General features: G+C 66.5%; 30 protein-coding genes. 12 read left to right on the forward strand and 18 right to left on the reverse strand.

Annotation, left to right across the window (positions count from 1 at the left end):
* Positions 1 to 97: 97 nt before the first annotated feature.
* From modC to GH660_RS06730, 7 genes are read right to left on the reverse strand one after another with little or no spacing between them, the layout of a single operon-like run.
* A complete protein-coding gene (gene modC / locus GH660_RS06700) occupies positions 98 to 1177 on the reverse strand; it encodes a molybdenum ABC transporter ATP-binding protein (protein WP_153145873.1) in 1080 nt (359 codons plus the stop codon).
* Positions 1174 to 1848 (reverse strand): molybdate ABC transporter permease subunit, encoded by a 675-nt coding sequence (gene modB, locus GH660_RS06705; protein ID WP_153145874.1) that lies wholly within the window; start codon positions 1846 to 1848, stop codon positions 1174 to 1176. The genes modC and modB overlap by 4 nt, the downstream gene beginning before the upstream one ends.
* 6 nt (positions 1849 to 1854) lie before the next feature.
* A complete protein-coding gene (locus GH660_RS06710; RefSeq protein ID WP_153145875.1) occupies positions 1855 to 2247 on the reverse strand; it encodes a hypothetical protein in 393 nt (130 codons plus the stop codon).
* Complete coding sequence (gene modD, locus GH660_RS06715; protein ID WP_153145876.1) at positions 2244 to 3113, reverse strand: ModD protein; 870 nt, start codon at positions 3111 to 3113, stop codon at positions 2244 to 2246. The genes GH660_RS06710 and modD overlap by 4 nt, the downstream gene beginning before the upstream one ends.
* A gap of 5 nt (positions 3114 to 3118) precedes the next feature.
* Positions 3119 to 3511 (reverse strand): hypothetical protein, encoded by a 393-nt coding sequence (locus tag GH660_RS06720; protein WP_153145877.1) that lies wholly within the window; start codon positions 3509 to 3511, stop codon positions 3119 to 3121.
* Positions 3508 to 4260 (reverse strand): molybdate ABC transporter substrate-binding protein, encoded by a 753-nt coding sequence (gene modA / locus GH660_RS06725; protein ID WP_153145878.1) that lies wholly within the window; start codon positions 4258 to 4260, stop codon positions 3508 to 3510. The genes GH660_RS06720 and modA overlap by 4 nt, the downstream gene beginning before the upstream one ends.
* A gap of 14 nt (positions 4261 to 4274) precedes the next feature.
* Positions 4275 to 5093 (reverse strand): TOBE domain-containing protein, encoded by an 819-nt coding sequence (locus tag GH660_RS06730; protein ID WP_153145879.1) that lies wholly within the window; start codon positions 5091 to 5093, stop codon positions 4275 to 4277.
* 202 nt (positions 5094 to 5295) lie between these two features.
* On the opposite strand from GH660_RS06730, the gene GH660_RS06735 reads away from it, so the two are divergent.
* Positions 5296 to 5724, forward strand: coding sequence for a molybdopterin-binding protein (locus tag GH660_RS06735; protein WP_153145880.1), 429 nt, complete (start codon positions 5296 to 5298; stop codon positions 5722 to 5724).
* Positions 5725 to 5737: 13 nt separating this feature from the next.
* Here GH660_RS06735 and GH660_RS06740 read toward each other — a convergent pair whose 3' ends face one another.
* The 6 genes from GH660_RS06740 to GH660_RS06760 form a co-directional block, all read right to left on the reverse strand.
* Positions 5738 to 6283, reverse strand: coding sequence for a DUF2478 domain-containing protein (locus GH660_RS06740; protein ID WP_194266243.1), 546 nt, complete (start codon positions 6281 to 6283; stop codon positions 5738 to 5740).
* A 124-nt stretch (positions 6284 to 6407) separates the two neighbouring features.
* The gene (locus tag GH660_RS17860) at positions 6408 to 6713 is read right to left on the reverse strand and encodes a hypothetical protein (protein ID WP_194266244.1); all 306 of its coding nucleotides are present in this window, start codon (positions 6711 to 6713) and stop codon (positions 6408 to 6410) included.
* Positions 6710 to 7243 (reverse strand): flavodoxin, encoded by a 534-nt coding sequence (locus tag GH660_RS06745; protein ID WP_153145882.1) that lies wholly within the window; start codon positions 7241 to 7243, stop codon positions 6710 to 6712. Before GH660_RS06745 ends, GH660_RS17860 begins: the two co-directional genes overlap by 4 nt.
* A 3-nt stretch (positions 7244 to 7246) precedes the next feature.
* Complete coding sequence (locus GH660_RS06750; protein ID WP_153145883.1) at positions 7247 to 7516, reverse strand: nitrogen fixation protein NifZ; 270 nt, start codon at positions 7514 to 7516, stop codon at positions 7247 to 7249.
* Positions 7517 to 7520: 4 nt separating this feature from the next.
* Positions 7521 to 7850, reverse strand: coding sequence for a ferredoxin (locus tag GH660_RS06755; protein WP_153145884.1), 330 nt, complete (start codon positions 7848 to 7850; stop codon positions 7521 to 7523).
* 228 nt (positions 7851 to 8078) lie between these two features.
* Positions 8079 to 8735: a glutathione S-transferase family protein gene (locus tag GH660_RS06760; protein ID WP_153145885.1), complete on the reverse strand. Its 657-nt coding sequence runs from the start codon at positions 8733 to 8735 to the stop codon at positions 8079 to 8081.
* 145 nt (positions 8736 to 8880) lie between these two features.
* Between GH660_RS06760 and GH660_RS06765 the strand changes: the two genes are divergently transcribed.
* Complete coding sequence (locus tag GH660_RS06765; RefSeq protein WP_153145886.1) at positions 8881 to 10125, forward strand: polyhydroxyalkanoate depolymerase; 1245 nt, start codon at positions 8881 to 8883, stop codon at positions 10123 to 10125.
* Between the two features lie 13 nt (positions 10126 to 10138).
* On the opposite strand, the gene GH660_RS06770 is transcribed toward GH660_RS06765, so the two are convergent.
* Genes GH660_RS06770 through GH660_RS06780 form a run of 3 tightly spaced genes read right to left on the reverse strand, consistent with a single transcriptional unit; the run spans position 10139 to position 12378 of the window.
* Positions 10139 to 11668 carry a cryptochrome/photolyase family protein gene (locus tag GH660_RS06770; protein ID WP_153145887.1) on the reverse strand — a complete coding sequence of 510 codons (1530 nt, stop codon included), beginning with the start codon at positions 11666 to 11668 and terminating at the stop codon, positions 10139 to 10141.
* The gene (locus GH660_RS06775; protein ID WP_153145888.1) at positions 11665 to 11814 is read right to left on the reverse strand and encodes a DUF2256 domain-containing protein; all 150 of its coding nucleotides are present in this window, start codon (positions 11812 to 11814) and stop codon (positions 11665 to 11667) included. The genes GH660_RS06770 and GH660_RS06775 overlap by 4 nt, the downstream gene beginning before the upstream one ends.
* 18 nt (positions 11815 to 11832) lie before the next feature.
* A complete protein-coding gene (locus GH660_RS06780; RefSeq protein ID WP_153145889.1) occupies positions 11833 to 12378 on the reverse strand; it encodes a lipocalin family protein in 546 nt (181 codons plus the stop codon).
* A gap of 166 nt (positions 12379 to 12544) precedes the next feature.
* Here GH660_RS06780 and GH660_RS06785 point away from each other — a divergent pair, with 166 nt between their 5' ends.
* From GH660_RS06785 to GH660_RS06800, 4 genes are all read left to right on the forward strand, one after another.
* Positions 12545 to 13285: an SDR family NAD(P)-dependent oxidoreductase gene (locus GH660_RS06785; RefSeq protein ID WP_153145890.1), complete on the forward strand. Its 741-nt coding sequence runs from the start codon at positions 12545 to 12547 to the stop codon at positions 13283 to 13285.
* An 8-nt stretch (positions 13286 to 13293) separates the two neighbouring features.
* Positions 13294 to 13752, forward strand: coding sequence for a DUF3429 domain-containing protein (locus GH660_RS06790; RefSeq protein ID WP_153145891.1), 459 nt, complete (start codon positions 13294 to 13296; stop codon positions 13750 to 13752).
* 27 nt (positions 13753 to 13779) lie between these two features.
* Complete coding sequence (locus GH660_RS06795; protein WP_153145892.1) at positions 13780 to 14142, forward strand: hypothetical protein; 363 nt, start codon at positions 13780 to 13782, stop codon at positions 14140 to 14142.
* A gap of 88 nt (positions 14143 to 14230) precedes the next feature.
* Positions 14231 to 15520, forward strand: a complete 1290-nt coding sequence (locus GH660_RS06800; protein WP_228276391.1) for an AarF/ABC1/UbiB kinase family protein — start codon at positions 14231 to 14233, stop codon at positions 15518 to 15520.
* 236 nt (positions 15521 to 15756) lie between these two features.
* Here GH660_RS06800 and nifA read toward each other — a convergent pair whose 3' ends face one another.
* The gene (nifA, locus tag GH660_RS06805; RefSeq protein ID WP_153145893.1) at positions 15757 to 17379 is read right to left on the reverse strand and encodes a nif-specific transcriptional activator NifA; all 1623 of its coding nucleotides are present in this window, start codon (positions 17377 to 17379) and stop codon (positions 15757 to 15759) included.
* Between the two features lie 23 nt (positions 17380 to 17402).
* Positions 17403 to 18932 (reverse strand): nitrogen fixation negative regulator NifL, encoded by a 1530-nt coding sequence (gene nifL / locus GH660_RS06810; protein WP_153145894.1) that lies wholly within the window; start codon positions 18930 to 18932, stop codon positions 17403 to 17405.
* A gap of 290 nt (positions 18933 to 19222) precedes the next feature.
* Between nifL and rsxA the strand changes: the two genes are divergently transcribed.
* From rsxA to GH660_RS06840, 6 genes are all read left to right on the forward strand, one after another.
* A complete protein-coding gene (gene rsxA, locus GH660_RS06815; RefSeq protein ID WP_153145895.1) occupies positions 19223 to 19801 on the forward strand; it encodes an electron transport complex subunit RsxA in 579 nt (192 codons plus the stop codon).
* A gap of 15 nt (positions 19802 to 19816) precedes the next feature.
* Positions 19817 to 20344 carry an RnfABCDGE type electron transport complex subunit B gene (locus GH660_RS06820; protein ID WP_153145896.1) on the forward strand — a complete coding sequence of 176 codons (528 nt, stop codon included), beginning with the start codon at positions 19817 to 19819 and terminating at the stop codon, positions 20342 to 20344.
* A gap of 23 nt (positions 20345 to 20367) precedes the next feature.
* Positions 20368 to 21891 carry an electron transport complex subunit RsxC gene (gene rsxC / locus GH660_RS06825; RefSeq protein ID WP_153145897.1) on the forward strand — a complete coding sequence of 508 codons (1524 nt, stop codon included), beginning with the start codon at positions 20368 to 20370 and terminating at the stop codon, positions 21889 to 21891.
* 643 nt (positions 21892 to 22534) lie between these two features.
* Positions 22535 to 23632: an RnfABCDGE type electron transport complex subunit D gene (locus GH660_RS06830; RefSeq protein WP_153145898.1), complete on the forward strand. Its 1098-nt coding sequence runs from the start codon at positions 22535 to 22537 to the stop codon at positions 23630 to 23632.
* Position 23633: 1 nt separating this feature from the next.
* On the forward strand, positions 23634 to 24248 hold the full coding sequence (locus GH660_RS06835; RefSeq protein ID WP_153145899.1) for an RnfABCDGE type electron transport complex subunit G: 615 nt from the start codon (positions 23634 to 23636) through the stop codon (positions 24246 to 24248).
* Entirely contained in the window at positions 24245 to 24916 is a 672-nt protein-coding gene (locus GH660_RS06840; protein WP_153145900.1) for an electron transport complex subunit E, read from the forward strand. The genes GH660_RS06835 and GH660_RS06840 overlap by 4 nt, the downstream gene beginning before the upstream one ends.
* Positions 24917 to 24923: the final 7 nt, after the last annotated feature.

The raw sequence follows: 24923 nt of genomic DNA on the forward strand, positions 1-24923 counted from the left end.
GCACTGATTTTATGCGGGAAACCGGCGCCTTACCCGGGCGCCCCGGTCCGCGGATGCTTCAGGGAGGTGCATTATGCGCCCGAAGCGGGCGAATGTGTCAGGCGAGCAGGGCGACGGCCTTGATCTGCGCCCGCAGCGCGAGGCCGGGGCGGATCGCCAGCTTGTCGGCCGAGCGCCGGGTGATGCGGGCGAGCAGCGGGTCGCCGCCGACGTCGAGGCGGACCAGCACGTGGCCCGGCGTGTCGGTCGGCGCCAGGTCTACGACGGTGGCGTCGACGCAGTTGAGGATGCTGGTGTGCACCTGCGGGACGAGCGCCAGGCTGACGTCGCGGGCGTGGATGCGGCAGCGCAGCGGGGTGCCGGGCGGCTCGCCGCGGCGCGAGACGAAGATGGCGCCGCCGGGGAATTCGAGGCGCGTCAGGTCGTCGGCCTCGTGCGCCGCGACCTTCGCTTCGATGACGACCCCGGCGTCGTCGGCGAAGGCGGCCGGCAGGTCGATGCGGCCGAGTACCTCCTTGAGCGGGCCGCTGGCGACGACGCGGCCGGCGTCGAGCAGCACGAGGTGGTCGGCCAGGCGCGCCACCTCGTCAGGCGCGTGGCTGACGTAGATGACCGGGATCGCCAGCTCGCGGTGCAGGCGCTCCAGGTAGGGCAGGATCTCCAGCTTGCGCTTGAGGTCGAGGGCGGCCAGCGGCTCGTCCATCAACAGGATGCGCGGCGCGGCGAGCAGGGCGCGGGCGATCGCGACGCGCTGGCGCTCGCCGCCGGAGAGCTGGCTCGGGGCGCGGTCGAGCAGATGGGCGATGCCGAGCAGTTCGGCGATTGCGGGCAGCCGGAAGCCGTTGGTTGCGGTCGACGCCCGTTTTTGCCCGAATTCCATGTTGCCGCGCACCGAAAGGTGCGGGAACAGGCTGGCTTCCTGGAAGACGACGCCGAGCGCCCGGCGGTGCGGCGGCACGAACAGGCCACGGCTTTCGTCCTGCCAGACCTCGTCGCCGACGGCGACATAACCGGCGGCGGCGCGTTCGAGTCCGGCAAGGGCGCGCAGGCAGGTCGTCTTGCCCGAGCCGGAATGGCCGAACAGCGCGCTGACGCCGCGCCCGGGCAGGGCCAGGTCGACGTCGAGCGTGAACTCGCCGCGGTCGACCCGGAAGCGGGCACGGATTTCGCCGCTCATGCCGCCTTGCGCCGCGCCGGGTTGAAGGTGTACAGCGCCAGCAACACGACGAAGCTGAACAGCACCATGCCGCCGGCCAGCCAGTGGGCTTGCGTGTATTCGAGCGCCTCGACGTGGTCGTAGATCTGCACCGAGACGACGCGCGTCCTGCCCGGAATGTTGCCGCCGATCATCAGCACGATGCCGAATTCCCCGACCGTGTGGGCGAAGCCGAGGATGGCGCCGGACAGGAAACCGGGTCGGGCGAGCGGCACGGCGACCGACCAGAAGGCGTCCCACGGGCTGGCGCGCAGCGTCGCGGCGACTTCCAGCGGGCGCTCGCCGATCGCCTCGAAGGCATTCTGGATCGGCTGGACGACGAAGGGCAGCGAGTAGAAGGTCGAGGCGATGACCAGGCCGGGAAAGGTGAAAGGCAGCAGGCCGAGGCCGATCGCCTGGGTCAGCTGGCCGATCGGCCCGTTCGGCCCCATGGTGACGAGCAGGTAGAAGCCGAGGACAGTCGGCGGCAATACCAGCGGCAGCGCGACGACGGCGCCGACCACGCCCTTGAGCCGCGAACGCGTGCGTGCCAGCCACCAGGCGATGGGGGTGCCGACGAGCAGCAGCAGCACGGTGACCACCGTGGCCAGCTTGAGCGTCAGCCAGACGGCGGCGAGGTCCGGGGCTTCCATGAACGATCAGTGTCTCGAGAACAGGTCGCGAATCTTACACAGGCTGGTCGTGATGTCGAAGCGCGGGTCGGCCAGTGCCTCGCCGGCCAGGATGCGGGTGATGGCGACCGCCGGGTCGTGTTCGCCGGTCAGCAACACCTCGGTGCCACGCTTCTTCATGTGGCGGACGAAGCCGTCGCCGGCGCTGTGGGCGACGACGATGTCGACGCCGTCGAGCGGGTGCGCCCGGTCGTCGGCGAAAACGTGCAGTACTTCATCCTTCGCCAGGTCGATGCGCCGCGGGGCGGGCAGCAGCTGGTTGGACTGGTGGGCGGAAAGGTCGTAAAGCAGCCATTCGCGGGCTTGCCCGGCGTGGCCGCTGACTTCGGTGAAATCCTTGGTGGCGATGGCGATCTTCATGGGGTGCTGGGCCTTGTCTGGAGAGCGGTCAGGGTTACCGCCACGTCGCGCGGCGGTGCGAAGTAGGGGGCCGAAGTGACGAGAATGTCGGCCCCGGCCCGCGCGTACGCTTCCGCATTAGCAGAATTTATGCCGCCCGCCGCGGCGATGCGCGTCCGGGTGCCTGTGGGAAATTGCCGGCGGATGCGGTCGACGGCTTCCGGCGGCAGTTTTTCGAGCTGCACGATGTCGGCGCCGGCCTGTTGCCAGCGCAGCGCCTCGGCCTCGTCGCCGACCTCGACGACGACGGCGCGCTCCGGCCATTGCCGGCGCAGGCGGCGCACCGTGGCGGCCGGCGCTTCGGCGCCGAGAAAGCAGCGATGCTCGGCGAAGACGAGCAGGGTTTCCGACAGGCTCAGGCGGTGCGGGCTGGCGCCGCCGCACAGCACGGCCTTGATCGCCGCCGCCTTGGTGCCGGGAAAGTTCTTGCGCGTGCAGGCGACGGCGATTTCCGGGTGGCCGCGGCGGGCGGCGGCGACGATGTCGGCGGTCGCCGTGGCGATGCCGGCGAGGTATTCCATCAGCGTCTGCGCCGTCTTCCAGACCTGGTGCAGGGCGGCGGCATCGCCGGCCAGGGTCAGGATTTCCGCACCGGCGGCCAGCCGCTCGCCGCTGGCGCGGACCGGCCCGGCGCCGGGCAGGCCGCGCAGTTCGCCCATGCGCAGCGCCTCTTCGACACCGCACAGCACCATGGCATGGCGCGCCCGGAAAACCATGTGCCCCGCCTGCCCGCCGATGCCGAGGGCGCAGGTCGTCGCGTCGCCGAACGGCGCGTCGTCGGCGAGCAGGGCTTCGAGGTCGGGGTCGGGCAGGCGGTAGGGATTCATGGCGGTCAGCGGGGCGGACGGTCGGAAAGGCTGTAGAACGGGCGGGTCGGGATGCGTTCGTCGTCGCCGCGCAGCTGGCGATAGATCAGCCAGCGGTCGTCGCACAACCGCCAGCCGCGCACCGCTTCGCCAGCGGTGACGACGGTGTAGAAATCCTCGTCGTTGTCGGAGCGCCCCTCGGTCAGCACGTAATCGTGGGCGTAGAAGCACAGCGCCCCGTCGGCATCGCGGCCGAGGACGCGCCAGGCCGGCATCTCGTATTCGACGTGGCGGGTGAAGTCCAGCGCTTCGACGACCATGGCGGCCCAGCGCGCGGGCAAGTGGCGGCGCCAGTCGACCGGGCTGGCCGCCGCCCGCGGCGGGGTGCGGCCGGGGTGGAGGTGGGACCGCGGGCTCATGGTTGCGGCAATTCGTAGCCGAACGACCGGATGACGCCCTTCGCCTTGTCGCCCTTCAGGTAGGCCATCAGCGCCAGCGCCGCCACCTTGTCCCTGCCTTTGGCGAGGATCACCGCATCCTGGCGGATCGGCTCGTGCAGCTGGCCCGGCACGATCCAGCCCGAACCTGTGCCGATCCGGCCGTTCTTGATGACCTGCGAGTAGGCGATGAAGCCCAGTTCAGCGGCGCCGGTGGCGACGAATTGCTGGGTCTGCGAAATGTTCTCGCCCTGGACGAACAGCGGCTTCAGGCTCTCGGCGACGCCGAGCTTGCCCATCGCCTGCAGCGCGGCGGCACCGTAGGGGGCGGTCTTCGGGTTGGCGATGGCCAGGTGCCGGAAGCCGCCTTTTTTCAGGATCTCGCCCCGGGCGTCGACCAGGTCGGGATTGGCCGACCACAGCACCAGCGTGCCGATGGCGTAGGTGAAGGCGCTGCCGGCGACGCCGTGGCCCTCCCTGACCAGCCGCGCCGGCGTCTCGTCGTCGGCGGCGAGCAGGACTTCGAAGGGCGCGCCGTTGACCACCTGCGCGTAGAACTTGCCGGTGGCGCCGTAGGACAGGACGGCCTTGTGCCCGGTATCGCGTTCGAAGAGCGGGGCGATGACCTGCATCGGGCCGGTGAAGTTGGCGGCGACGGCGACCTGTACCTCGTCGGCGTGGGTCAGCGTGGCGACGGTTGCGGTCAACAGGCAAATCAGGGCTTTTTTCATGCTGGGGACTCCGCTCAGGCGTATTTGCAAAGGATGACGGCCGAGGCCTTGAACACGGCGCAGGCCTGCCCGCCGACCGCCAGTCCGAGGCGCTCGACGCTGTCGTGGGTGACGACGGCGCAGACCGACTTGCCGCTCTTCAGGCTCAGCGTGATTTCGGCATTGACCGGGCCGTCGTGGATGCGCGTGATCTCGCCCCACAGCTGGTTGCGCGCGCTGGTTCTCACCGTCGGGTCGTCGAGCAGCAGCACCGACGACGACTTGACCAGCGCGTTGATCTCCATGCCGATGGTCAGCCCCAGGTTTTCGGCCGAATCGATGGTGATGACGGCGACGATCTCGTTCTCGTCGTCGAGCCGGATGCGCACCTCGTAATCGACGTGCCCTTCGCGCAGGCCGACGATGTGGCCGGCGAACTGGTTGCGCGCGCTGGTCTTCATCGACATGCGCCTGAGCAGCTGCTGGAACTGGCGGAAATCGCTGGCCTGGCCGTCGTTCATGCTGTCCATCAGGCGGTCGAGCGCGGCCTGGTATTCGGCTTCGAGTGCCCGGTAGAGCGCGACGACCTTGCGCCCGTGTTCGGTGAGCTGCGTGCCGCCGCCGTTGCGGCCCCCGGTCGAGCGCAACACCAGCGGCTGGTCGGCCAGGTTGTTCATCGCATCGACCGCATCCCAGGCCGCCTTGTAGGACAGCGGCACGGCTTTTGCTGCCCGCGAGATTGAACCATGCGCCTCGATCGCCTCCAGCAGGCGGATGCGGGTGTCACCGAGAAAGGTGCCGAACTCGCTATCGACTTCAAGTTTGCCGCGCAGGCGGTGCAGGCTCGTATCCATGGCTTCGTGATATGTTTATTTATATAGCGATGACTATAACCTAGGTTGGGCGTGGGCGAATATTCAAGATTTTCTAAGGCGTTATGGTTGAATTGACCAGACGGTTGGCGTTAGATTGTGGGCAACCCGACAATAATTCGTTACTTAGTTTTGTATATAGCGAGAACCGGGCCAGGCACCTCAACCCGACAAGGAGAACAGCATGAAGGTCAGCGCACGCAACGTATTCAAGGGCAAAATCACCACATTGGTCGATGGCGCGGTCAACGCCGAAATCGAACTCACCCTGCCCGGCGGCGACAAAATTGTCGCAATCGTGACGGAAGGCAGCGTCAAGGCGCTCGGCCTCGCCGTCGGCAAGGAAGCCGTCGCCTACGTCAAGGCGCCCTGGGTGATGCTGCTTTCCGGTACGGCGGACGTGAAATTTTCCGCCCGCAACCAGCTCGCCGGCACCGTCAGCGAGATTCGCAAGGGGGCGGTCAATACCGAGGTGGCAATCACGCTGCCCGGCGGCACCATGGTGCATGCGGTGGTCACCAACGAGGCGGTGCTCGAACTCGGCCTCAAGGCAGGCGCCCCGGCCAGCGCCTTGATCAAGGCCAGCAACGTGATTCTCGGGGTGCCGGCCTGAAGCGCCCGGGCGCCTAGCGGTCGCGGTCCGCCGGCAGCGCCCGGCGGGCCTCGACGAACCAGTTCTCGAGCGCTTCCAGCTTCGGCTCCAGTTCGGTGAACAGTCCGCCGGTGAAGGTTTGCCAGGCGTCGGCGTGCTTTTCGGGAACGGTGGTAAGGACCGGGATGCCGAGGGCCATGATGCCGAGCATTTCGGCGGCGAAGCCCTGGCCGATCGCCTCGAGGCCGGCGAAGCGGTTGAAGATGGCGAGGTCGGCGCCTTCGGTGGCGATGCGCCGCATGACGGCGGTGGCGTCGGCGATGCCGGCGGGGTCGACGCGGCACGACTCGGAGCAGCTGCCGAGGTCCTGGGTGATCGGATAGAGCGTGCCGTCGTCGAGGTCCACCAGCGAGACGCTGCAGCCGTTGCCGGTCTGGCGCATTTCCTGGATCAGGCCGCGCACGCGCCAGCCGCGTTCGATCAGCGCGAGGGCGAAACCGGCGACGAGGTCGTCGACACCGGCACCGCCGCGCACGGCGGCGATGATCGTTGGTGGCGAAGGGGCGGTGATCGGGTTCACGGCGGGCTCACGGGCGGCGGTTCGATGCCCGCTATAGTGCGGCAAACGGCGCCGCGCCTCAATGACATTCGGGCGCTCGGCCGCTTGGCGCGCGGTTGCGGCATGTAGCGGGCGGGCGTGCGCCTCAGGCGTCGAAATGCATGGCCAGGCTGGCCAGCACCTGCGGCAGCGGCAGGTTTTCCTCGGACTCGAGGATGCCGGGCACCGGATGCGGGTATTCGTAGAAGATGCCGTAGGTGCCGGTGCGCTGCCCGTGCAGGTAGACATGGGCGCGCAGCTTGTCGAGCTCGGCGTGGCGCAACGTGACGATATGCGGGTCGGCACCGTCGTCGGGCACGATGTCGCAGGCCTGGGCGATGCGCTCGTCGAGCGATACGAGGACGCGGCGGATTTCGCGGGATTTGGGGGCGGCCCAGGGGTTGGCGTTCATGGCATCAGCTCCGGTCGGATTTGCGCCAGCCAGGCGTCGAGCCGTTCTTCGGTCAATACCGGCTGGTTGATCTGGTCGAGGGCGAGGCCGAGGAAGAGCTCGCCGTCGACGGCTTGCGAGGCGTTGAATTCGTAGCCGGCGGTCGGCCAGTAGCCGATCGGGCGGGCGCCACGCGCAACCAGGGCGTAGTGGATGATGCCGATGGCGTCGACGAATTCGTCCGGGTATTTCTTCTGGTCGCCGAGGCCGAAGATGGCGACGACCTTGCCGGAAAGGTCGACGGCGGCCAGCTGCGGCAGGAATTCCTCCCAGCTCGGCTGGGCCAGACCGGTCGACTGCCCCGGCAGTTCGCCGTCGCCGAGTGTCGGGCTGCCGAGGATCAGGGCCTCATAGGCAAGGAACTGCTCGAGCGTGGCGCGGCCGATATTGACCGGAGCGTCGGCAGCATCACCCAGTTTCCTGGCGATCTGCTTGGCGACCAGCCGCGTGCGGCCGGTGTCGGTGCCGAAGAAGATGCCGATTTTTGCCATTTTTCAGGCGTCGACCGCAACATCCTGGGTCAGCTCTTCCGGCAGGCAGCCGACCGGGTGGCCAAGGCTGCCGTCGGGGCCATTCTCGAACTGCACCAAGTAGATTTCCCGGCTTTCGTCCATCTCGGCGACGCCGTAATGGACGATCACCCCGCGCGTGCCGGCGGCGGCGATCAGGCCTTCCTCATCCTCGATGCCGGGCATGCCGCCATCGTTGAGGATGTCCTCGGCGGCGAAGACCATGTCGCCGATCTCGTATCTGACGGTTTCCATGATCTCAGACCCAGACGTCGGCCGGCGCCTTGAGGCGCTCGACCGGTTGGTCGAAGAGCAGGTGCTCGTCAATGATCGTCGCCACGTCTTCCGGCTTGACGCCGGTGTACATGACGCCTTCCGGGTACACCAGCACGCTCGGGCCGAGGTGGCAGGGGCCGAGGCAGCCGGTGTTGGTGAGCTGGAAGCCGGACGCCCACAGGTTGCGGGTGGTGAATTCGTCCGAAAACGCTTGCCAGGTCTGGCCGCAGCCCTTTTCCTGGCAGGAACCGCGCGGGTGGCCCTGGGGGCGGCCCTGGACGCAGACGAGTACGTGTTTCTTCGGTCTTGGCATGCTGTTCTCCTTGTCGATGGCTAGCCTGTTGCAAGGGTAGTGCCAGGTGTTAATTCAATGAATTCAGTGGCTTGTCCGATTGAGGCATTGTCGGCTATGCGACAACCGGGGTTTGCCCTGGCGTTCGCCGCATGTCTCGCAGGAAGCCCGCGGGCAGCGTCGCCGCCATGCACCGGTGGCGAGCACGCCGCTTCAACATGGTGCGACTTTCCGGGTGCCGTCGGTGCCTCAGAACTCCATTTCCAGTTCCTCGATGTCGTCCGGCTCGCCCTTGGCGGCGTCTATCCATTCCTGCATTGCCGGCAGCGCCATGATGGTCTGGCAATAGGCGGCACAGGCTTCGTCGAGGGCGACGTCGTAGGTCACGAAGCGAGTGGCGACCGGCGCGTACATGGCGTCGGCCAGGGTAGGTTTCTTGCCGAACAGGAACGGGCCGCCGTAGCGCTGCAGGCAGTCGTTCCAGATCTCGGCGACGCGCTCGATGTCGCCCTTGGCGCGCGACCAGACGGTGAATTTGGGGAAGCGCGCCTTGAGGTTCATCGGCAGCGCCGAGCGCAGGGCGCTGAAGCCGGAATGCATCTCGCCGCACACCGAGCGGCAGTGTGCGCGGGCGGCGGCATCGGCCGGCAGCAGCCCGGCCTTGGGCTTGATTTCGTTGAGATATTCGCCGATCGCCAGGGTGTCCCACACCGAAATGTCGCCGTGCGTCAGGCGCGGCACGCGCACCGAGGGGGCGAGCAGCAGCAGTTCGGCGCGGGCGCTGGCGTCGTCGGCTTCGACCATTTCCTCGACGAAGTCGATGCCGGCCAGGCGGGCCATCAGCCAGCCGCGCAGCGACCAGGACGAGTAATTCTTGCTGCTCAGGGTAAGGGTTGCGACGGGCATCGGATTCGGTCTCCACAAAAAGGGAAAGGCGCTGCGAGGGCGCGCTGCGTGGCTGTTTCTTAGCAAGGCACATGCCAGTGGACTGGCCGCCGGCGGCATGCGCTTTGCTTGTATCGGCTGTCGCCCACTTGCCGGAAACATGACCATGACCGCGTTCAGCCCTGCATTGCATTACCAGGCCTACCAGGCCCTGGCAGACCTCACGACGCCGATGCGCACGGTGGCCCGCCACCTGGCGCCGTGGCTGCATCACAGCCTGTTCTGGTTCCCCGAGAGCAAGGGCCTGCGCAAGGCCGCCGCCGCCTGCGAGGTGCTGGCGCTGGCCGGGCTGACCCACGCCCGCCCGCCCTTCGGCATCGACAAGGTGGAAACCGAAAACGGCATCGTGGCGGTGAGCGAGGAGGCGGTGTACGCGACGCCCTTCTGCACCCTGCAACGCTTCCGCAAGGAAAACGCACCCGAAGGCGAACCCAAGGTGCTGCTGGTGGCGCCGGCTTCCGGCCACTTCGCGACGCTGCTGCGCGGCACGGTGGAAACCCTGCTGCGCGACCACGATGTCTACGTCACCGACTGGCACAACGTGCGCGACATACCGCTTTCCGCCGGCCCTTTCGACCTCGATGCCTTCATTGGGCACATCATCGCCTTCGTCGACTGGCTCGGCCCGCATACCCATCTGGTCGCCGTCTGCCAGCCGACGGTGCCGACCCTGGCCGCGGTCGCGGTGATGGCCGAGGAGAATCACCCGCACCAGCCGCGCAGCATGACGCTGATGGCCGGGCCGATCGACTGCCGGATCAACCCGACCGAGGTCAACCGCCTGGCCACCGACAAGCCCATCGAATGGTTCGAGAAGAACCTGATCGGCACCGTCCCGCTGCGCTACAAGGGCGCCCTGCGCAAGGTCTACCCCGGCTTCCTGCAGATTTCGGCCTTCATGAGCATGAACCTCGACCGCCACAAGGAATCGTTCCGCAAGATGTACGCGCACTATGCAGCCGGCGAGACGGCGAGCGCGGTCGGCATCAAGGAGTTCTACGACGAATACCTGGCGATGATGGACCTGCCCGCCGAGTTCTACCTGCAGACGGTGCGCAAGGTCTTCCAGGAATACCACCTGCCGAAGGGCAAGCTCGAATATAAGGGCCGCCTGGTGCGCCCGGAACTGATCCGCCGCACCGCGCTATTCACCGTCGAAGGCGAGCGCGACGATATTTGCTCGATCGGCCAGACCCTCGCCGCCCACGATCTGTGCAGCAAGCTGGCGCCATACCGCAAGCAGCACCACCTGCAGGCCACCGTCGGCCATTACGGCGTGTTCAACGGCAAGCGCTGGCAGCGCCAGATCTACCCGCGGCTGCGGGATTTCATTCATGCGTTCGACGAGTGAGGGTGAAGCGCCCCTACAAATCCTCGATTCCGGCCCGAATTTCATCCGCTCTGGCCTGCGTGACATCCAGGGCTGCCGGACTCATTCCGGCGAGTTGACGATAGACCATGCCCAGCCTTGGGTTGCTCGACAAACGTTGGCTGTTGCGGGCGAAAAAATCCCAGTACAGCGCATTGAAAGGGCAGGCGCGCTCGCCGACACGCGCCTTTTTGTCGTAATGACAGCCCTTGCAGTAATCGCTCATGCGGTCGATGTAGGCAGCGCTCGACACGTAGGGCTTGGTCGCCAGCTTGCCGCCGTCGGCGAACTGGCTCATGCCGACGGTGTTGGGCAGCTCGACCCATTCGAAGGCGTCGATATAAACGCCGAGATACCAGCCATGCACGGCGGCCGGATTCAGTCCGGCGAGCAGCGCGAAATTGCCGATGACCATCAGGCGCTGGATATGGTGGGCGTAGGCATGTTCCAGCGATTGGCCGATGGCGTGCGCCAGGCACCGCATTCTGGTTTGGCCGGTCCAGAACCAGGCGGGCAGCGGCCGCTGGTGATCGAAATGATTCTGCATTTCGTAGCCGGGCATGTTGGCCCAATAGACACCGCGCACGTACTCGCGCCAGCCGAGTATCTGTCGGATGAAACCTTCCGCCGCCGCCAGCGGTACGCGCCCGGATTCATAATCCGCGGCCGCCTTGGCAACGACCTCGCGCGGATTGAGCATCTTCGTGTTCAACGCGAAGGAGAGCAGCGAATAGAAAAGCCGCCAGGCGCGAAAGGTCAGCGCGTCCTGGAAATCGCCGAAATGCGGTAGCGCTTCGGCGATGAAATCGTCCAGCTGCTGCAAGGCTTCGGCCCGGTTCAGCGGCCAGCGAAAATGCTGCGCACTCGGCTCGCCGAAACTGGCCACACCGGCCAGCTGGATGCTCTGCCAGAGCGCCGAATGATCGTGTTCACCACGCCAGTCGGCCGGTTCGCGCGGCAGGCCGGGCCAGGGCTTGCGGTTGTCGTGATCGAAATTCCACTGGCCGCCCAGCGGCTTGCCCGGGCCGGCCATCAGCACGCCGTGGCGCATGCGCATCTGGCGGTAGAAATGCTCCATCAGCCATTGCTGGCGCCCGGCAAAAAGCTGTGCAGCTTCGTCGCGGCGGCTGTAGAAGTGCTCGCTATCGGCCATCCGGCCGGGGATGCCGAGCTGGCGGGTGTACTCGGCGAGTTGCTGGTCGAGCCGCCATTCGTCGGGCGCCTGGTACTCGAAGGCATTGGCCGAATAGTCGGCGATCAGCGCATCCAGATTGGCCGCCAGCGATTGGCGGTTGGCCGGGTCGTCAATCGCCAAGTAATGCACACGATGGCCCGCAAGGCGTAGCTGTCGGGCGAAGTCGCGCATGGCGGCGAAGATGGCGATGATTTTCTGGGCGTGGTGCAGGACGTAATCGGTTTCCTGGCGGATCTCCATCAGCACGTAGAGCACCGCGTCGTCGGGCGCCGCAAACCAGCTGTGTTCCGGATTGAGCTGGTCGCCGAGGATCAGGCGCAGCGTGGTCATGACTTTTCCTGGCGATTGCGCCGGCAGCGCTCGGAGCAATACTTAACTTCTGCCCAAACCGTCGCCCATTTTTTGCACCAAAAATACGGTCGACCGCAGCAAAGGCAGATTTTGCTCGGCAGATCGCATTTTTTCCGGGCGCGCATTCAGGAATACCGGCCGGGTCAATTCGTGTCGTTCCGCTTGTGCTCGACCCAGATCAGCTTGTCGGTGGCAAAGCCAAGCGCCTGCGCCTGAGCGAGCAGCTGTTCGCGAACCTCGGCCGGCAGCGTCCTGTCACGGGCGAGAATCCACAAATAGTCGCGGTCCGGACCGGCGACGAGCGACCAGCGATAGTTCTGTTGATCGAGCGCAATGACGTGATAACCACCGTAGAACGGGCCGAAGAATGACACCTTCAGCGACGCGGTATTGCTGTCGCCGATGAACACCGCGCGGCCGACGGCTTCCTTCCACGCCTGGCGCTGCGTGTCGTAACCGCGGTTGATGACCTTGACGCTGCCGTCTCCCTGCAACTGGTAGGTGGCATTGACGTCGCTCATGCCGCGCTCGAACGAATGGTCGAGCCGGGCGATTTCGTACCACTGGCCGAGGTAGCGATTGATGTCGAACGACGTGACCGGCCGCACGCCGTCAGGAGGCGCAGTCGCGCAGGCGGCCAGGGTCAGGGCGAAGAGCAGGGCGAGGAGGGCAGGGCGAAGAGACGACATGGGCAGGCTTTCGGAACGCGACTCGGGGAATTTTTGAGAACTGGATTGACTTTATTTTGTCCTAGACAAAAATGGAAAGCAACCACAATAATTTGCTCATCAGCCCTTAAATGTTCAACCAGATGAATTTCGTTCTGGACGAAATGAAAGTAACCGAGGAAACGACATGACCAGATCGGCAATCGTCACCGGCGCCTCGGGCGGTGTCGGGCGGGCCATGGTGGCTCGACTTGCTGCCCGGGGTTGGCAACTGATCGTCACCAGCCGCCGGGCAGAGCACCTGGCGGCAGCCTTCGGTGACCAGCACCTGCAGGTGGTCGCCGATTGCTCGACGCCGGCCGGCGCCCGCCAGATTCTGCAGGCGGCCAGGGATCACCGGATGCAGCCCACCGCGCTGGCCCATTGCGTCGGCAATATTCGCCTGGGCGCCATGCACCGCATGAGCGAAGCGGATTTCAACGATTGCCTGAGCGCCAATCTGATCAGCACCTTCCACACGCTGGCCGCCTTCGTCGGCGCCCTGCGCGAGGCCCGCAGCCCCGGTGCCGCCGTGCTGGTCTCATCCGCCGCTGCGCGCATCGGCACCCCCAACCACGAAGCCGTCGCCGCCGCCAAGGCCGGGCTGGAAGGCATGGTCCGCGGCGCTGCCGCAACCTATGCCGCCAACGCCATCCGGATCAATGCTGTGGCGCCCGGCATCATGGAAACGCCGGCCTCGGCGGGGGTCATTGCCAGCCCCGCCGCCCGCGAAGGTGCCGCCCGCCAGTACCCGCTGCCGGGCATCGGCTCGCCGGACGAACTGGCCGAGCTGATGGTCTGGCTGCTTTCCGACGCGGCCGCCCGCGTCACCGGACAGGTCTGGTCGCTCGATGGCGGTTTTTCCAGCATCCGCCCCCTGGTCAAGTGAGGTGCATCATGGCTGAAGAAAATCCTGTCGCGCTGCCCCGCACCGTCGCCTGGCTCGGCTACGGCGGCCTGCTCCCCTTTCTGGCGCTGGCGCCGGCCAGCCTGCTCGACTACCACCATGGCGCGGTATGGAGCGATGCGCTCTACGCCTACGGAGCGATCATCCTCAGTTTCATCGGCGCCCTGCACTGGGGACTGGCGATGAGCCTGCCCGAACTGAGCGAACGCCAGCGCTCGGCGTGGTTCACGTGGAGCGTCGTGCCGGCCCTGATCGCCTGGCCGGCCGTCCTCTTATCGCCACCGCTGGCCGCGCCACTGCTGGTCTTCGGCTTTATCGCCCACTACCTGCAAGACCTGCGGCTGGCCCGGCAGGCGAGACTGCCGGGCTGGTACCTGCCGCTCCGCCTGCGCCTGAGCAGCGTCGCCGTCATCTGTCTGGTGGCCGGTGTTTTTGCATCCTGCGTTTAACTTCGTGATTTGCATGGAGGTCGCGCCATGAACCTGTTCAATCGCCTGCCCGGTTTTACCCGCACACCGGCCGGGAAGGAACGTGTCGTCCTCCGCCGACTCCCCCGGGCATTCCTGCTCGGCTCGCTGCTGCTCGCCATCCCGTCGCTACTGGTCCGGCTGCTCGCCGGCACGGATGAAGCGCTGGCGGTCACCACTACGGACATTTATGTCATCAGTCTGGTCATCCTGCACTGGACGGTTGTATTCACCGTCGGCATTGCCGCCTTCATCATCATGATGATGAAAGGACCGGCCTATGTCGCCGACGCCTATCCGCTGAACGAAGCGGAAACGCTGGATGAAGCACAAAAATGGAAGCCGGCAAATGAAAAGCCACATGGCCGTTGAGCGGGTAACCAAGTCGTCGGCCGTTCCCGACGGTCGCTGGTCGCGCCTGGCCCGGCTGGGTTCGCTGGCCGGCGGGGTGGCCGGCAGCATGCTGGCCGAAGGGGCGCGGCAGTTTGCCCGGGGCAAGCGGCCGCAAATGCATCAACTGCTGCTCACGCCGGCCAACGCCCGCCGCTTGGCCGACCAACTGGCGCAATTGCGCGGGGCGGCGATGAAAGTCGGGCAGTTGCTGTCGATGGATGCCGGCGAACTGTTGCCCCCGGAACTGGCCGAAATCCTCTCCCGACTGCGCGCCGATGCCATCCCGATGCCGATGAGCCAGGTTGTCAGCACCCTCAACGCCAACTGGGGAGAAGGCTGGGATCGGCATTTCGAGCGTTTCTCCTTTACCCCGATGGCGGCGGCCTCGATTGGCCAGGTGCATTTTGGGCAACGCAAGGATGGACGAAAAGTCGCCGTCAAAATCCAGTACCCCGGCATCCGCCGCAGCATCGACAGCGATGTCGACAACGTTGCTACCTTGCTCCGCGTTTCCGGCTTGCTACCGAAGTCTCTGGACATCAAGCCGCTGCTCGACGAAGCGAAAAAGCAGCTCCACGACGAGGCCGACTACCGCCGCGAAGGGGCCTGCATGATGCAGTTCTCCAGCCTGCTGGCCGATGCCGGCGAGTTCATGGTGCCGGAAATGCACGACGATCTGACGACGGAAAACATCCTGGTCATGACCCGCCTAGACGGCGATGCGGTAGAGACCTTGATTCACCTGCCCCAGGGCGAACGCGATCGCATTGTGAGCCTGCTATTTCGCCTGCTGTTTCGCGAAATCTTCGAATTCCGGCTGATCCAGACCGACCCGAACTTTGCCAACTATCGCTATGCGGCAGAATCACAACAGATCATCCTGCTCGACTTCGGCGCTACCCGCGCCTATCCGGTGGCGATGGTCGACAGTTATCGGCGACTGATGAACTGCGCCATGCGTCACGACCGGCTGGGCATGAACGAGGCAGCCATGGCCATCGGCTATTTTCAGCAGGACATCAAGGAAGGCCAGCGCGAGGCCGTCCTCGACATTTTTGCGCTGGCTTGCGAACCCCTCGGCCACATGGGCGAATACGATTTTGGGACATCCGACCTCGGCGTACGTATCCGCGACGCCGGTATGGTACTCGGCATGGATCGCGACTTCTGGCACACGCCGCCGGCCGACGCGCTCTTCCTGCATCGCAAGCTGGGCGGGCTTTATTTGCTGGCAGCGAAACTAAAGGCACGGTTGAATATGAACGGCTTGGCGGAAAGCCTGCTCGGACTGGAAACGACGGTCACCGAAGCTGAGGGCTGCTTGCTGCGGTCAGCCGGGAAAAACGGCCAAAATTGAAATCACGCCCATGGCTGCCGTGATTTCAAATCCGCTCAGTTGGTCAAACTTTCCCCTTTGACAGCCTTTCCGTTGAACTTGCCGGCCTAATGGATCAAAAATCGAAGCAGCCGAGCGCGGGTTAGATCCAAGAGTCGCTGCCCGACTGCATTCTCCAATCCCGACAGGACGCCTTGATTAGCCTGCGGTTCGGAAAAACCCACGGTTGTCCCATCGGCCAAAATTGGCCACGCTGTTCAGAACTGCTTGACCTCGATATTCAGCGTCTGGATGCGGTAGGCGATCTGGCGCGGGGTCATGCCGAGGATGCGGGCGGCCTTGGCCTGGACCCAGCCGGCCTGCTCGAGCGCGGCGATGACGCGCTCCTTTTCCGAGAGGTTGGGGTCGTCGATATCGACCGCCTCGGAAATCGGCCCGGAAACGGGGTTGACCGCAACCGGTGCCGCCAGGCCGCGCTGCGGGCGCGGCGGGGTGCGTTCGCGGCTGCTCGGGAAGCGGATCAGGTCGACGTCGATCTTGCCATCCTCGGACAGTACGGCGGCGCGTTCGAGGCAGTTTTCCAGCTCGCGCACGTTGCCCGGCCAGTCGTGACTGGCCAGTCGGCGCTGCGCCATGTCGGTCAGGCTCAGCTTGCGTTTCTGGTCGTTGCCGATCTTGGTCAGCAGGTGGCGGGCGATTTCCGGAATGTCCTCGATCCGCTCGCGCAGCGGCGGCAGGAAGAGCGGCATGACGTTCAGGCGGTAGAAGAGATCCTCGCGGAAATCGCCCATGTCGACGGCGGTTTCGAGGTCGCGGTGGGTGGCGGCGATGATGCGGACGTCGACCTTGATCGTCTTGCTGCCGCCGACGCGCTCGAATTCGCCTTCCTGCAGGATACGCAGCAGCTTGGCCTGGAAGGGCGCCGACACTTCGCCGATTTCGTCGAGGAACAGCGTGCCGCCGTGCGCCTGCTCGAAGCGGCCCTTGCGCGATTCGACGGCGCCGGTGAAGGCGCCGCGCTCGTGGCCGAAGAGTTCGGATTCGAGCAGGTTCTCGGGCAATGCCGCGCAGTTGAGGCGCACCATCGCGTTGCGCGCGCGCGGCGAATTGTAGTGGATGGCGTTGGCGATCAGTTCCTTGCCGGTGCCGGTTTCGCCGCGGATCAGCACGGTGGTGTTCCACTTGGCGACCAGACGCGCCTGCTCGAAGACGCGGCGCATCACCGCCGAGCGCCCGACCATGCTGTCGAAGCCGAACTGGTGGCGGACGGTGCGCCGCAGCAGGTCGCGTTCCTCGAGCAGCGACGACTTCTCCTGCGCGACTTCCATCGACAGGCGCAGGCTCTGGCCGATCAGGTTGGCGACCATCTCGACGAACTGGGCACGCTCCTCGAGCAGGCCGTCCTCGGGCGCTTCGGGCTGGACGGCGAGGACGCCCTTGAGGTCGCCGCCGACCTTGATCGGCACCGCGACGAAGGGCAGTTCGGGATCATAGACCTGTTGCCGGTTGAGGAAGCGCGGCTCGTCGGCGGCGCGTTCCAGCTTGATGGTGCGCGGCTTTTCCAGGACCAGGCCGATGACGCCTTCGCCGGGGCCGTACTGGGCGTCGTCCTGGATCGGGCCGTCCGGGGTGTAGATGGTGTGGATGTTGAGCTTGCCGCTCTCGGCGTCGACGACGGCGATCAGGCCGCGTGTCAGGCCGGCCTCGTCGTGCAGCACGCGCAGGACGTCGCGCAGCGTGCCGTTGAAGTCGAGCGAGCGGCTGAGGACACGGCTGACCGCGTAGAGCGCGGCGAGCAGCAGGAGGTTGAGTTCGTGCGTCCGGCAGTAGCCGCCGGGGGGCGGACAGTCGTCGGCGGAATGGATGATGTGTTCGTGCATGCTGTTCTCGGGTGCGCCTGGCCTCAGATCGGGTCGCCGTCGAGACGGAATTCGACGATCGCCGCGCAGCCGCCGCTCGGGCTTTCCTCCAGGTCGATGATGCCGCCGTGGTCGGCGACCACCTGCTGGGCGCGCGACAGGCCGGTGCCGATGTGGCGGCCGCTGCCGTTCTTGGCCGTGAAGAAAGGCTCGAAGGCCTTGTGCCGCCATTCGGGCGGGATGCCGGGGCCGGAGTCGACGACCGCAACCACGATGCAGTCGTGGTCGACGATGCTGGTCAGGCTCAGTTCGCGGCGCTTCCAGCCCTTGACGTTCATCGCCTCGATGGCGTTGTCGACCAGCGCCTTGAACAGCATGCGCAGTTGCAGCGGGCGGCCGATGATCGGCGGCAGCGTGGCGGCCGGTTGCCAGTCGACGACGACGCCGGCGGCGAGCAGGCGTGGCGTGCAGATTTCCAGCACGTCGCGCAGGATTTCGTTGAGGTTGATGCGGACGACGATCTCCTGCGGGCTCTGCGGGATCACCTGGCGCAGCGATTCCATGTGCTCGCGGCTGGCCGCCAGCGCCTGCTGCAGGACGCCGGCGCTGGCCGGGTCGCGCCGCTGCAGCACCGAAGCGGCCGAGGCCATGACGTTCATCGGCTCCTCGAGGCGGAAGATGGCCGCCGAGAGGCCCTCGCGGATGGCGGCGGTGCGCTCCTCGTCAGCCAGCACGGCCTGCAGGGCGGCAGCGCGCGCGCGCTCCTGTTCCTCGCGCAGCGAACTGACGTCGGTGATCACCAGCAGCAACCCGGGCTGGCCGGCGGCGCAGAAATAGCTGTCGGCGCAGTCGCTGTGCATGTCGATCGCCGAGGCGCTGACCGACAGCCAGCGCGGGCGACCGGCGGCGCGGTCGATGCGCGATTCGCGGCTGGCGAAGCTGCAGCGTTCGGGGTCTTCGGCGAGCGCCTGGCGCCAGTGCGGCGACAGGCTGTCGAGCAGCGTGTGGGCCGGCTCCTTGGCGTGCAGGTCGCTGACCAGCTTCTTGTATTCCTGGTTGTCGAGGATCACGCGGCCGCTCTGGTCGAGCAGGGCGAAGGCCACCGGCGCGGCGTCGATCACCGATTCGATCAGCATCTTCTGGTTGCGCACCTGGCGCTCCAGGCGGTGGAGCTCGGTGATGTCGCGGTGCATGCCGAGGAAATGCGTCGTCCGCCCCGCCGCGTCGACGACCGGCGAGATGGTCAGTTCGGCCAGGTAGAGCTCGCCGTCCTTGCGCCGGTTGAGCAGCCTGCCGTGCCACGGCCGCTGCGCCGCCAGCTCGGTCCACATTTCCTGGTAGAGCGCGGGCGGCGTCGTGTGGTTGGACAGGGTCGACTCGTTGCGGCCGACGATTTCGCCCTGCGCGTAGCCGGTGACGCGGGTGAAGGCGTCGTTGGCGAACAGGATGTTGGCCTTGGGATCGGTGATCGAAATGGCCAGGTCGGCCTGGTCGACCGCCTGGCGATAGACCTCGGGCGGCAGTTCCGTCTTCTGCTGAACGGGGGGCTGTTGGGCACGGGTTGCAGCCGGCATGGTGGGCTCCTGGCGAATGCGTCGGGTTGATTCGGGTTAGTGCGAATTAACTAGTTCTAGCAGCTTCCGTGCCTTTGCGCCGCGGGCCGCGGCTTGGCGGCCAGATGTCAGGCTGGCGCGGCAAATGCGACGAAAATCCTGTCGGGTTTGCGACATTCGCAGCGGCGCAGTTTTGCCCTGTTTTGGTGCGTCGACCGCAGAAGCGTGCATCGGCGCGGGATTGCGGGCGATTGCCGGTTTTGGCACGGCTTGTGCATCGCAGCTGTCGGAAAAACTGGAATCCGACAGCCATGAGCGAATTCATCCTCCTGCTACTCTCCACCGCCCTGGTCAACAACGTGGTGCTGATCAAGTTCCTCGGCCTGTGCCCGGTGATGGGGGTGTCGAAGAGCGTCGACAGCGCTTTCGGCATGGGGCTGGCGACCACCTTCGTCATCACGCTGGCGGCCGGCGCCTCGTGGATGCTCGACAACTGGCTGCTGCAGCCGCTCGGCCTGGGCTACCTGCGCATCCTGACCTTCATCCTGGTCATCGCCGCGGTGGTGCAATTCACCGAGATGTTCATCAAGAAATCCAGCCCCGGCCTCTACCAGTCGCTCGGCATCTACCTGCCGCTGATCACCACCAACTGCGCCGTGCTCGGCGTCGCGCTGCTCAACGTCGAGCAGAAGTTCAGCCTGTTCAAGAGCCTGCTCTACGGTTTCGGCTCGGCGCTCGGCTTCACCATCGTGCTGCTGATCTTCGCCGGGCTGCGCGAGCGCGTCGCGCTGGCCCGCGTGCCGGCCGCCTTCGCCGGGGCGCCGGTTGCCTTCGTCACCATCAGCCTGCTGGCCCTGGCCTTCATGGGCTTTTCCGGTCTGAACGTTTAAGGGAGAACACGACCAATGATCGCTGCCATCCTCAGCCTGACCCTCCTCGGTGCCGCCCTCGGCATCATCCTCGGCGTCGCCAACAAGTTCCTCGCGGTCGAGGGCAATCCGCTGGTCGACGAACTGATCGCCATGATGCCCGGCTCCAACTGCGGGCAGTGCGGCTTCCCCGGTTGCTCGGGCGCGGCGAGCGCGATTGCCGACGGCAGCGCGGCGCCGACCTGCTGCCCGCCGGGCGGCAAGACGCTGGCCGCGGCGATCGCCGCCAAGCTCGGCCTGACCGTCGATCTCTCGGCGATGGCCGACGACGGCCCGAAGATCGCCGTCGTCGCCGAGGAGCTGTGCATCGGCTGCTGCCGCTGCAGCAAGGTGTGCCCGACCGACGCCATCATCGGTGCCGCCAAGCAGGTGCATAACGTCTTTCGCGAGGCCTGCACCGGCTGTTCGAGCTGCGTCGAAAAATGCCCGACCGAGGCGCTGGTCATGAAGCCGGTGCCGGTCACCCTGCAGCACTGGGTCATGCCCAGGCCGGCGTTGGCGTGACCCTGGGCAGACGAGGATAAGACATGGGATTCATGAACCTCTTCAAACACTTCCTGGCCGACGACTGGGGGGTACATCCGGACGACCGCAAGCGGCCGGCCGCCGATCAGCCGGTGCGTGTCATGCCGGTGCCGGCCCGGCTCTACCTGCCGTTGCAGCAGCATCTCGGCGGCCCGGCGCGGGCCGTCGTGCTGGTCGGCCAGAAGGTCAGGAAGGGCGAGCTGATCGCCGAGGCGCAGGGCATGGTCTCGGCGCCCATCCACGCGCCGACCTCGGGCACGATTGCCGCCGTCACCGAAATCACTGCGCCGCATCCCTCCGGCCTCACGCTGCCGGCGATCATCCTCGACGCCGACGGCGCCGACGAGTGGTGCGAACTGTACGGCTGCGACGATCCCTTCGCGCTGGCGCCGGCCGAGGTCGGCCTGCGGGTTGCGGCTGCCGGCGTCGTCGGCCTCGGCGGCGCGGCATTTCCCTCGGCAGTCAAGCTGAACGGCGCGGCCAAGGCCAAGGTGACGACGCTGGTCATCAACGGCGGCGAGTGCGAACCCTATCTCTCCTGCGACGACCGCCTGATGCGCGACCGCGCGGCCGACATCGTCGACGGCATCCGCATCATGTTGCACGCCACCGGCGCCGGCGTGGCGCTGGTCGGCATCGAGGACAACAAGCCGGAAGCCATCGCCGCCATGCAGGCGGCCGTCGCCGGCTGCGACACCGTGCAGATCCGGCCGGTGCCGGCGCGTTACCCGATGGGTTCCGAGAAGCAGCTGATCCAGGTGTTGACCGGGCACGAAGTGCCGGCCGACGGACGGGCCTTCGATGTCGGCGTGGTGGTCCACAACGTCGGTACGGCGCTCGCCGTACGCGCGGCGATCCGCGAGGGCAAGCCGCTGATCGCGCGGCTGGTCACGGTCAACGGTAATTGCGCCGCCGCGCCGGGCAACATCGAGGTGCGCGTCGGCACCCTGGCCGAGGAAGTCATCGCCTTCGCCGGTGGCCTCAAGGGCGATGGCATCGGCCTCGCCCGCCGGGTCATGGGCGGCCCGATGATGGGCCTGCAGATTCCCCACTGGCGCGTGCCGGTGGTCAAGGGCACCAGCGGCATCCTTGCCTTCGATACGGCGGAAGTGGCCGAGCAGGAGCCGAACCCCTGCATCCGCTGCGGTTCCTGCGTCAAGGCCTGCCCGATGGGACTGCTGCCGCTGGAAATGAGCGCGCGCATCCGCAACGAGGCCTACGGCGAAGCCATCGACATCGGGCTCAAGGACTGCATTGCCTGCGGCTGCTGCGCCTACGTCTGCCCGTCGAAGATTCCGCTGGTCCAGTATTTCGTCCATGCCAAGGGCGAACTGGCAGCGCAGGACCGCGCCAAATTGCGCACCGAGGCGACCAAGAAGCTCGCGTTGCAGCGGCAGGAAAGGCTGGAGCGCGAGGCGCGGGAGAAGGCCGAGGCGGCGGCCAGGCGGAAGGCCGAGCGGGAGGCAGCGGCAGCGGCCAAGGCGGCGGCTTCTGCGGCGCCTGCTTCGGCTGGGGAGGTGGCATGAGGGTATTGACTTCTTTTGATGCGCGGCTTTCCGCCTGCCGGCGGGCGTACTTTCTTTTGCTTCGCCAAAAGAAAGTAGCCAAAGAAAAGGCGACCCCAGGTTGCGCGGTCGGCGTTGCCGACTCCCCTGCGCTACTCGACGGGCCGGGCGGCTGCGGAACTCGGGGCGTTGCCCCTCAGACAGTCCTCGCCGACTACCCCCGGCCCGTCTGCGTTGCTCGGCGCTCCACATGGGGACCCGGAAAGGCGTCGCGGCACAACCGCTCTGCCTGCTGCGGTCGACCCAGAAAAACGGCCATTTTTGCCCGTCGACCGCAACACTCCCTCCGGTTCTTCGGGCCCCTTGAGAGGTGCCGAGCAACGCAGGCGCTGGCGGATAAAGGGCGAGGACTGTCTGAGCCCCGCAGGGGCGAGTTCCGCAGCCCCCGCCAGCGTCGAGTAGCGCAGGGAACCCGGCGCAGCCGGGCACCGACCCAGGGGGGGCTTTTTCTTTGGCTACTTTTTTTTGGCCACACAAAAGAAAGTACGCCCGCCGATCAACGGCGGAACCCGACGCATCAGAAAAGACCTCCCGCGCGTCAGGCGCGGAAGCCAGCGCTTGCCCAAAACCCTGCGGTTCAGCCAACCCCGAAAGGAGCCACCGCATGACCCCGGCCACCCTGACCGCCCAGCCGGTCGCCTCCCCCCACGCCCACGGCGGCAACTCGGTGATCCGCACCATGCTGCGCGTCCAGCTGGCGCTGGCGCCGGCCACGCTCTACGGCTTCTGGCTGTTCGGCTGGCCGTCCTTCTTCCTGTGGCTTCTGACCATCCTCTCCTGCCTCGGTTTCGAGGCGCTGTCGCTGAAGCTGATGGGCGTCACCCGCATCCGGCGCACGCTGTTCGACGGCTCAGCGGCGCTCACCGGCTGGCTGCTGGCGCTGACGCTGCCGCCGTGGGCGCCGTGGTGGGTAGCGGTGGTCGGCAGCTTCATCGCCATCGTTATCGGCAAGCAGGTTTTCGGCGGCGTCGGGCAGAACGTCTTCAACCCGGCGATGGTGGCGCGCGTCGCGCTGCTCGTCTCCTTCCCGGTGCCGCTGACGCAGTGGGTCCATCCGCTGCCGCTGACCTCGCTGGCGGCGCCCGACTTCATCGATGGCCTGCGCATTTTCCTGACCAGCCTGCCGCAGCCGGACGCGATGGCCAGCGCCTCGCTGCTCGGCTACACCAAGACCGAGATGTCGCGCGGCATCGACCTGCTGCATTCGCTGGCCGGCGGCGGCGCCCCGGCGCTGTCGTGGCTCGGCACGCGCGCCGGCAGCTTCGGCGAATCGGCGTCGCTGCTGATCCTCGGCGGCGGGCTCTACCTGCTGCTCGCCGGCGTCATCACCTGGCATACGCCGGTCGCCGTGCTGGCCGGCCTGGCGATTCCCGCCGCCATCGGCCACGCCGTCGATCCGACGCATTACCTGAGCGTTTCAGCCCACTTGCTGTCGGGGGCGGCGATGCTTGGCGCCTTCTTCATCGCCACCGATTACGTGACCTCGCCCAACACCGCGGCCGGGCAGATCGTCTTCGGCCTCGGTATCGGCCTGCTGACCTGGGTCATCCGCAGCTACGGCGGCTACCCCGAGGGCATGGCCTTCGCCGTGCTGCTGATGAACGCGCTGACGCCGGTCATCGACCGCTTCGTCAAGCCGCGCATCCTCGGCCGCGACCGCAAGGGCAAGCCGCTCGATATTCCGGAAAGCAGGGGGAACTGAGATGAACTTCGAAGCCTTCCGCGAGAAGATGGGCTACCAGCCGCTACTGCTCGGCGCCTTCGCGCTGCTCGCCAGCGGGGCGCTGGCCTGGGCCTCGGCGGCGACCGGCGAGGCGATTGCCGCCGCCGAGGCCAAGGACCTGCGCGACTCGCTGTCGGAAGTCCTGCCGCAGGGCATGGCCGACAACGATTTCCTGACGGATACGGTCGACCTCGAAAAAGGCGGCAAAACCGTGACCATCTACCGCGCCCGCTCGGGCGGCGAGGTCAGGGCGGCGCTGTTCAAGGTCGCCGAGCGCGGCTACGCGGGCGACATCCAGGTGCTGATGGCGGTCGACAGCGACGGCCGGACGCTCGGCGTGCGCGTCCTCAAGCACAGCGAAACGCCGGGCCTCGGCGACAAGATCGAGGTCAAGAAGGATCCGTGGGTGAAGGGCTTCGACGGTCGCTCGCTGGGCGACCCGAGTCCGGAAAAATGGGCGGTCAAGAAGGATAGCGGCATCTTCGACCAGTTCGCCGGTGCGACCATCACGCCGCGCGCCGTGGTCAAGGCGGTCAAGGGCGGGCTGGAGTTCTACGCTGAACACCGCAAGGAAATTCTCGGAGGCCAATTATGAGCGACAACTACGGCAGCATCATGAAGGAAGGGCTGTGGGGGCAGAACGTGGTGTTCGCGCAACTGCTGGCCATGTGCCCGACCATGGCGGTGACGACCAGCGGCACCAACGGCCTCGGGATGGGGCTGGCGACGACGGCGGTGCTGGTCGTCTCCAACATCCTGGTCTCGCTGATCCGCCATACGGTCAGCTCGCAGGTGCGCATCCCGGTCTTCGTAGTGCTGATCGCGACGCTGGTGACAATCGTCGACATGGCGATGAACGCCTGGCTGCACGACCTCTACAAGGTGCTTGGCCTGTTCATCGCGCTGATCGTCGTCAATTGCGCCATCCTCGGGCGCGCCGAAGCCTTCGCCGTCAAGAACGGCGTCGTCGCGTCGGCGGTCGACGGGCTGGCGATGGGGCTGGGCTTCACCGGCGCCCTGACGGTGATCGGCCTGATCCGCGAATTCCTCGGCGCCGGCACGCTGTTCGCGCAGGCCTCCAACCTGCTCGGGCCGTCCTTCGCCTTCCTCGAAATGAAGCTGCCGGGCTACGGCGGCGCCCTGCTGATGATCCTGCCGCCGGGCGGCTTCGCCATCCTCGGCTTTCTGCTCGCCGGCAAGCGGGTCATGGAGAGGCGCCTTGAACAACGCGCGGCGGCACGGGCCGAGCCGGTCGCCGCCTGAGGAGAAC

Origin of the sequence: Dechloromonas sp. H13 (genome assembly GCF_009469615.1) — a bacterium.
Classification (GTDB): domain Bacteria; phylum Pseudomonadota; class Gammaproteobacteria; order Burkholderiales; family Rhodocyclaceae; genus Azonexus.